Origin of the sequence: Tabrizicola sp. (genome assembly GCF_051645465.1) — a bacterium.
Classification (GTDB): Bacteria; Pseudomonadota; Alphaproteobacteria; order Rhodobacterales; family Rhodobacteraceae; genus Tabrizicola.
Window position 1 is genome coordinate 1 of sequence record NZ_JBOFBI010000359.1, and the last position, 6,886, is coordinate 6,886.

Below are 6,886 nucleotides of genomic sequence, written 5' to 3' on the forward strand. Positions count from 1 at the left end.
CATTGACCCGTCCAATGACATAGGCCACCTGCGCGACGGTCAGTTCATCGACGTTCACATCGATCCCGTAAGAGGAGATCATGTTGTTCAGCTGGACCTGCAGCATGTCGAGACCCTGCGACATCTCGGTCGGGTTGAAAGCCTGCGCGGCGGCAAAACCGGCACCGGCAAGGGTGAAGGCAAGAGCGAGAGAGAGACGGTTCATCTGGTTTCCTTTCTGGAGAGATCACGTACTGCACCATACGTTTCCGGCGCCGGGGAGGCGTTTCCGGGATTGCTGTCAGGGTCCCAGTCTTGCGGGTCTTTCACAGGCGTTTCGTCTGGAAGGGAGCCGCCCGGCGTCACGTTTCGCGATGACGGGACGAGCAGATCTGGTCATGCCCCGCGACAGCAGGCCACGCGGAGGACGCGCGTTGGGATCGGCGCGACATAGTGGCCAAGGGCGCGCGCTGCTCTCAGGCGACCAGCGCAGCGCCGATTTGTGAACTTGGCGACATTGAACCGCTCAGCCGGTCCCAAGGTTCAGTCGGGCGGTTGTCGTCTGCAGCAACACTTTCGTTGGAACGATCAGCGTCTGCAGTTCCACGACCGGCCTGCCCTCGATCGATCCGACCAGGGCCTTGGCAAGGCCTCGGCCCGTTTCCCGGATGTCCTCGTGGACCACGTAGAAAGCGTCGCCGAATACGGGAAGGTTGGCGAACAGCTGTTTGGTGACGATGTCGACGTCGCGGCCGATGACGACACCGACATCCTTGAGGCCGGCCTGGATCGCCAAGATCGCACCGCCCGTGCCGCTGACCCCGCCCGAGCTATTGACCAGCCCGTCCGGCGCGGGGCTTTGTTGCATCAGGTCCCTGACGGCAAGCCTGATCTCTTCGATCGAACTGTCGTTCGAAATGCCTGGGAACCGCACCTCCTCCAACCCTTGCACCGCCACCGCTGCCTTGAAGCCTTGCCGCATGTGGTCGTGAAAGCTGAGGCCTGCAGGCGGAGCAAGCAACGCCAAACGCTTGCGGCCAAGGCGCGCGAGGCACTCAACGGCAATCGTGGCGAAGGCCTGGTTGTCGAAATCGAAGTAGGGATGCTCGACACCCATGTGCGTCCGGCCATGAGTCACGAAGGGCATGCCCTGCTCGATCATGTACTTGACCCGCCTGTCCTCGGGCTCGATCCGGGAGATGATGATCCCGTCGACGGCTTCGGTCTCAATCAGGTGCCGGATCGGCGCGACCGGATCGCCGTGCTTGGAATAGGGCGTCACAATCAGATGATACGGGGTCCCCTCTAAGCCCTCAGTGATCCCGAAGATGATCTGCGACAGGAAGCTGCCGATCTGCTCTTCGGTATCCAGGACAAGGCTGAGGACGTTCGTCTTTCCCGTCCTGAGCCGCAGACCCGCCCGGCTGGGATGGTAGGCAAGCTTGAGTGCCATGTCCTTGACGGACTTGCGCGTCTTGGCGGCGATCTTGGGATCGTCACGAAGGGCGCGCGAGATGGTTGTGACGCCCAAGCCCAACGCAGTCGCGATGGTCTTCATGGTCGGCTTCTTGCTGCGTGGTTCCAATCAATGCGCCCCGCTTGTCATGTCTGTCACGTCTGACCATCAGGCGACATGAGACTTGTTTGTTACGATACACATACTATGTGTTACGATACAACTACCGAATCGATACCGCCGCGACTCTTCGCTCTTTGGCGACAAATCTGCGCGGGAGCACTGCCGCGCGGGCCATCCCTTCGGCCCTGCGCGCATTGCTTGCAGCGCTCCGGCGCGCGCATTGGGGCCACCGGTGGCCCGCATCGCAGACGAATGACGACCTACGTCGGCCCACCGAAAGGAGACAATGCAATGACACTGCAGGCCTATTCCTCCTTTGCCCAGTGGTACAGCGAAGGCCGCCTTTCGACCTATGTGCGGACGATGAAATCTGCCGGAGGCGCGCTCAGTATGCTTGAAGTGGAGCAACCGGCCGGGGATGTGTCGGATCCGGCGGTACCGGATCTTGTTCTGCACCAGGATCTGCTTGGGGGCAGTCGGATCAGTGGCGACGTTGGAGGGGGTCGCTTCAATGCAAGAAGTGAAAAGGGCAACTTCTTGCTCGCGAGACCGAACTTCGCCAATGCGATCATGATGGAAACCAGCCACCGTGTTCGCAGCGTGTCGTTTCCTGTGGCCCAATGGCAGGACAAGCTCGACGAAGCCGTCGACGCGCGATTCTTGTTCGACTTCCAGGACCTGCACCGTGGGTGGTTCGCGGCACCAGCGATCTGGTCAGCACTTCGGCAACTTTGGGCACTGTGCGATGAACAGGGAATCCCGTCGCGGCTTTTGGCGCAGGCCGCCGGCTGCGAGATCTTGGCCGAGTTGTGCAGGTTGGTCGGCGCACCGCTTGCGCCGGTCAAGGGCGGGCTTGCGCCTTGGGCCGAGCGGCGTTCGTTGGAGCTGATGCGGGTGCGGCTGTCGGAGGACATCAGTCTCGACGAGCTGGCAGTCGAGGCGCGGCTTTCGCCGTTTCATTTCGCTCGTATGTTCAAGCAGAGCGTCGGCGTTCCGCCACGCGTCCACCTGACGCGGTTGCGTGTGGAAAAAGCCTGCGAACTCCTGGAACGGACGGACCTTCCGGTCACCGAGATAGCGCTGGAGGTCGGGTACTCGTCAAACCAAGTGCTCGCCCGGGTCTTCATGAAGCATCGGCGGATGAGCCCTTCCGACTATCGGCGGGCGGTTCGCGATCCCGCGCGTTCATCCGTTTCGTTTCGTCCGCTTTCGGCCTTGGAGGGACGAGAGTGACAGTTCATGCCTATCCGTCATTTTCCCGCTGGTACGCCGAAGATCACCGTGCGCCCTACGTACGGACGCGGAAATCGCAGGGTGCGGTCCTTGATCTGCTAGAGATTGAACGACCAGCCGGAGACTGCTCCGGGCCTGCCCTGCCGGACCTCATCCTGTGTCAGGACGCACTCGGCGGAATGCGCGTCAAAGGCAATCTCGGGGGAACGAACTTCGACGAAACCAGCGAAAGGGGTGGCTTCTTTCTCATCGCACCGAATTTCGCGAACCGGATCGTTGTTGAGACCCGGCACAGAATAAGGGCGCTCGCATTCCCGTTGGCGCATTGGCAACGGCTGCTCGACGAAGCAACTGATGCCCGTTTCTCGTTCGATTTTCGGGAACTCCACAGCGGGACATTTTCTGCGCCGAGCATTCAGTCAGCGTTCCAACAACTGTGGTGTCTGTGTGACGAAGAGGGCACTGCGTCGCGGCTGATGGCCCAGGCGGCCGGTTGCCATATCATTGCTGAATTGTGCCGTATCAGCGGCGCACCGCTTGCTCCTGCAAAGGGCGGCCTTGCCCCATGGGTAAAGCGGCGTTCCCTGGAACTGATGCGGGCGCGGCTGGCGGAAGACATCAGCCTTGACGAACTGGCGGCCGAAGCGCAGCTCTCACCGTGTCATTTCGCCCGCATGTTCAAACACAGCGTCGGGGTGCCGCCTCGGGTCTACCTCACGCAATTGCGGATCGAGAAGGCCTGTGAACTCCTAGAAGCGACTGACCTTCCGGTCACCGAGATCGCTTTCGACGTCGGATATTCGTCGAACCAGGTGCTCGCCCGCGTTTTCCAGAAGCATCGGCGGATGAGCCCCTCCCTCTATCGGCGATCCGTTCGCGACGCGTCGCGCACGACCGCGTAGGGCTAACCGATCCAGGGCAGGCGACGATCCGGACCGGGCGTTCTGCAGAACGGACCGGAAAGACATCAAGATCGGCAACAGTCGACAAACGCTGCGCCGCAGGGTTCGGCAGCAACCGCTAGTGTTCGCTCAGGCAGTCTCCTCGGAAGATGACATCCTTGCCTTCAACGAAGACTGACGGAAAGCGCGATCTCGACTGGCGTCGCGATCGTCAAACCTGATCCACCCAAGCGAAAGGGCGGGCCATGAAACTATATTACTTTCCCGGGGCTTCCTCGCTGGCGCCCCACATCGTTGCCCGCGAAGGCGGAATCCCCGTCGAGCTCGTCAAGGTCGATATCTACGGCGGCCACCGGACCGAGGCCGGCGAGGACTATCGCGCGATCAATCCGCGCGGCTATGTGCCTGCGCTCCGCTTCGACGACGGATCGGTCCATACCGAGGCCGCCGTCCTTGTCCAGTTCCTTGGCGACAGTGCCGCCGATGGCGGACTGATGCCCGCCGCAGGGACGCCCGAGCGTTTGCGGGTTCAGGAGTGGCTCAATTACGTGGCGACCGAGTTGCACCGCACATTCAGTCCCTGGCTGTTTCAAAAGGATACCGCTGACAGCACCAGAGATGCAGTGAAGCCTAAGCTCGATGAACGCTTCGCCGAACTCGACACGGTGCTTGCCGGGCGGGAGTACCTGACGGGCGCGACCTTCACCGTGGCCGACGCCTACCTCTTCACTATCGTCAACTGGTCGAATGTTGTCGGGATCAGTCTGGCGTCGTTCCCCGAACTCTTGGCCTTCATGACCCGCGTGGCGGCCCGGCCGAAGGTCCGCGAAGCGCTCGTCGCCGAGGGCCTTACGACCTGACGCGGGCCGTGACGGCGCGCACCTTTTCCACCGGTCCCGGCAAGCGTCCCAGCGGACGCCCCGCGACCACCAACCACCCGCCGCTCCCATGGGCGCGGCCCATAACGGAGGACTACCTGATGCAAACTCAAATCGAAAACCTGCTTGACGACGCCCTGCGCCTGATGGTCGCGGACACGAGGGCTTGGTCCCACCTCCTCACAGAGGACGTCATTCTAGACTTTCCCTACGCCCCGAGTATCGGCTGGCCGGGTCGACTTGTCGGTCGAGAAGCGGTCTACCAGCATATCGCCGACGCGCTGCCGATGATGCCGGACCTGAAATTCTCGAACGTCCGCAAGTTTCCGACCACCGACCCGAACCTGCTTTGGGCCGAGGTCCATGGGTCCGGCAACGTGCCCCAGACCGGCAAGAAGTATGAGCAGGACTACGTGGTCAAGCTGATCATGAAGGACGGCAAGGTGGCCCAGTACTCGGAATACTGGAACCCCATCGCGATGAAGGCCTACGAGAAAGATTGAAACGTTGTCGCTTCGCGAGCCCATGCTCCGGTCCACGCGGCAAGCTTCGTTTACTCCACCGCTTCGGCGACTTGTCGGATCACATCGGCCCGGATCCGAAACACCGCAAGACCGGCACCGTCGCCGCAGGTTCTGCGCCGCGACGAATGCTGACCCCCGGTACCTTACGAATGCAGGGCGCCCCGGTCTTCGCGGAGCCGCTGTTTCGCGAAAGGATCACGCATGCAACTCGGCAATGATCTGACCCAGCTGACGCTGACCCGACGCGCGGTTCTCTCCTCTGCCGGAGCACTTGCCGCTGCGATCGCTTTCCCCATTCCGGGCCTTGCTCAAACTCACCCAAAAGGAGACTTCGTGATGGCATTCCTCACCACATCCGACGGCACACAGCTTTTCTACAAAGACTGGGGTCCGAAAGACGCCCAGCCCGTCATGTTCCACCACGGCTGGCCACTCAGCTCCGACGATTGGGACAACCAGATGCTGTTCTTCCTGTCGCAAGGCTACCGCGTGATTGCGCATGACAGGCGCGGACATGGCAGGTCGGACCAGACCGACACGGGCAACGATATGGACACCTATGCCGCGGATGTCGCGGAAATCGCCAAGGCCCTCGACTTGCGCGATGTCATCCACATCGGACACTCGACTGGCGGCGGCGAGGTGGCCAGGTACGCAGCCCGTGCCGAGCGCGGCCGCGTGTCAAGTGCCGTGCTGATCGGCGCTGTTCCGCCCGTGATGGTGAAATCAGAGAACAACCCGGACGGGATTCCGATGGAGGTTTTCGATGGCTTCCGCGCCGCCCTGACGGCGAACCGCGCCCAGTTCTTTGTCGATGTGCCCAGCGGGCCGTTCTACGGGTTCAACCGGGATGGCGCGAAGATCAGCCAGGGTCTGATCGACAACTGGTGGCGTCAGGGCATGATGGGCGGCGCAAAGGCGCATTACGACTGCATCGCCGCCTTTTCCGAGACGGACTTCACCGAAGATCTGAAGGCGATCACTGTCCCCGTTCTGTTTTTGCACGGCGAGGATGATCAGGTCGTGCCGATTGCGAACTCGGCACACAAGGCGATCAAACTGGTGCGGAACGGCACGCTGAAGACCTATCCGGGTCTTTCGCACGGCCTCTTCGCCACGCATCCCGACCTCATCAACGCCGATCTGCTGGCCTTCGCCCGCTCGGCCTGAACACCCTCATCCAAGACAGGAGAGAAGACCATGACCAACGTCTTGAAGACAATCGCCGCCGCGGCGGTTGCAGGCAGCGTCGCCTTTGGTGCCAGTGCCGAGCCCGTCCGCAACATCGTCCTTGTCCACGGCGCCTTCGCCGACGGATCGGGCTGGCGCGGCGTCTATGACGAGCTGACCGCCCGCGGCTATGTCGTCAGCATCGTGCAGAACCCGCTGACTTCGTTCGCCGACGATGTCGCAGCGACCCAGCGGGTCCTGAACCGGCAGGACGGCCCGGTGATCCTTGTCGGCCATTCCTATGGCGGCAGCGTCATCACCGAGGCGGGTACCGATCCCAAGGTCGCGGGCCTCGTCTATGTCGCGGCCTTCGCGCCCGAGGTCGGCAAGTCGACGCTCGACCAGTATGCGGAAATCCCGCCGCCACCGAACTTCGTGCCTGAAGAGCAACCGGACGGCTTTGCCTATCTAAACGGCGAGAAGTTCCGCGCCGGCTTTGCCGGAGACACCAGCGAGGCTGACGCGGCCTTCCTGCGCGATAGTCAGGTGCCCATTGCGATGGCGGCCCTTGCCGCCCCCGTGACCGTCGCCGCCTGGAAGACCAAGCCCAGCTGGTACATC

General features: G+C 62.2%; 8 protein-coding genes. 6 read left to right on the plus strand and 2 right to left on the minus strand.

The window, feature by feature from the left end; translation table 11 throughout:
• The coding region (locus tag ACRCSW_RS22240) for a hypothetical protein (protein ID WP_438707835.1) at nucleotides 1–205 on the minus strand (205 nt) is incomplete at its 3' end.
• A gap of 300 nt (nucleotides 206–505) precedes the next feature.
• Nucleotides 506–1,537, minus strand: coding sequence for a LacI family DNA-binding transcriptional regulator (locus tag ACRCSW_RS22245; protein ID WP_438707836.1), 1,032 nt, complete (start codon nucleotides 1,535–1,537; stop codon nucleotides 506–508).
• A 312-nt stretch (nucleotides 1,538–1,849) separates the two neighbouring features.
• Here ACRCSW_RS22245 and ACRCSW_RS22250 point away from each other — a divergent pair, with 312 nt between their 5' ends.
• From ACRCSW_RS22250 to ACRCSW_RS22275, 6 genes are all read left to right on the plus strand, one after another.
• Nucleotides 1,850–2,791: a helix-turn-helix domain-containing protein gene (locus ACRCSW_RS22250; protein ID WP_438707837.1), complete on the plus strand. Its 942-nt coding sequence runs from the start codon at nucleotides 1,850–1,852 to the stop codon at nucleotides 2,789–2,791.
• Nucleotides 2,788–3,693 (plus strand): helix-turn-helix domain-containing protein, encoded by a 906-nt coding sequence (locus ACRCSW_RS22255; protein ID WP_438707838.1) that lies wholly within the window; start codon nucleotides 2,788–2,790, stop codon nucleotides 3,691–3,693. The genes ACRCSW_RS22250 and ACRCSW_RS22255 overlap by 4 nt, the downstream gene beginning before the upstream one ends.
• A 245-nt stretch (nucleotides 3,694–3,938) precedes the next feature.
• Nucleotides 3,939–4,553 carry a glutathione transferase GstA gene (gstA, locus tag ACRCSW_RS22260; RefSeq protein WP_438707839.1) on the plus strand — a complete coding sequence of 205 codons (615 nt, stop codon included), beginning with the start codon at nucleotides 3,939–3,941 and terminating at the stop codon, nucleotides 4,551–4,553.
• Between the two features lie 119 nt (nucleotides 4,554–4,672).
• Nucleotides 4,673–5,074, plus strand: a complete 402-nt coding sequence (locus tag ACRCSW_RS22265) for a nuclear transport factor 2 family protein (RefSeq protein WP_438707840.1) — start codon at nucleotides 4,673–4,675, stop codon at nucleotides 5,072–5,074.
• A 222-nt stretch (nucleotides 5,075–5,296) separates the two neighbouring features.
• Nucleotides 5,297–6,265 (plus strand): alpha/beta fold hydrolase, encoded by a 969-nt coding sequence (locus tag ACRCSW_RS22270; protein WP_438707841.1) that lies wholly within the window; start codon nucleotides 5,297–5,299, stop codon nucleotides 6,263–6,265.
• A gap of 30 nt (nucleotides 6,266–6,295) precedes the next feature.
• A partial coding sequence (locus ACRCSW_RS22275) for an alpha/beta hydrolase (RefSeq protein ID WP_438707842.1) occupies nucleotides 6,296–6,886 on the plus strand: 591 nt, incomplete at its 3' end.

Bases quoted from the DNA above. Each gene is read 5' to 3' on its own strand.
- ACRCSW_RS22245 (WP_438707836.1), bottom strand. From the start codon at position 1,537: ATGAAGACCATCGCGACTGCGTTGGGCTTGGGCGTCACAACCATCTCG.
- ACRCSW_RS22250 (WP_438707837.1), top strand. From the start codon at position 1,850: ATGACACTGCAGGCCTATTCCTCCTTTGCCCAGTGGTACAGCGAAGGC.
- gstA (WP_438707839.1), top strand. From the start codon at position 3,939: ATGAAACTATATTACTTTCCCGGGGCTTCCTCGCTGGCGCCCCACATC.
- ACRCSW_RS22265 (WP_438707840.1), top strand. From the start codon at position 4,673: ATGCAAACTCAAATCGAAAACCTGCTTGACGACGCCCTGCGCCTGATG.
- ACRCSW_RS22270 (WP_438707841.1), top strand. From the start codon at position 5,297: ATGCAACTCGGCAATGATCTGACCCAGCTGACGCTGACCCGACGCGCG.